We start from the raw sequence: 555 nt of genomic DNA on the forward strand, positions 1-555 counted from the left end.
GTCTGTGGTCTCAAGCAATGCGCGTGCAGCTGTAACGCGTGCGTTGACTAGCCACTGCAACGGAGTCGTCCCTGTTTCGTCGGTGAAGCGACGCATGAAGGTCCGCACCGACATCCGGGCGTGCTGCGCCATCTCTGCGACGGTGATTGTCTCGGCGAGATGGTCCAATATCCACGCACGCGTGGCGGCCAACGAAGTATCCCCGACAATCGCTACCGCCGCGGGAACATACTGTGCCTGTCCCCCGTCGCGATGAGGTGGGGCAACCAACGCGCGAGCTACCCGATTCGCGGTCGCGGCACCAAGATCCCGCATCACCATGTACAAGCACATGTCGATCCCGCAGCACATTCCGGCAGAAGTCAGGACATCACCGTTGTCGACATAGAGGACATCCCGATCGATTTGCACCGATGGAAACAGCGCCTCGAACTCCCCAAGATGCTGCCAATGCGTGGTGGCTCGTCGACCATCGAGGACGCCAGCGGCCGCCAACGCGAACGCCCCAGTGCAAATTGACGCCACCCGGGCACCTCGCGCCGCACTCTCTGCTAG

The 555-nt window shown here is 62.0% G+C and carries 1 protein-coding gene; it reads right to left on the reverse strand.

The window, feature by feature from the left end; translation table 11 throughout:
* The coding region (locus RNC47_RS36240; protein WP_311605119.1) for a GlxA family transcriptional regulator at positions 1 to 555 on the reverse strand (555 nt) is incomplete at both ends.

It is taken from the genome of Streptomyces millisiae, from assembly GCF_031845425.1.
Classification (GTDB): Bacteria; Actinomycetota; Actinomycetes; order Streptomycetales; family Streptomycetaceae; genus Streptomyces; species Streptomyces millisiae.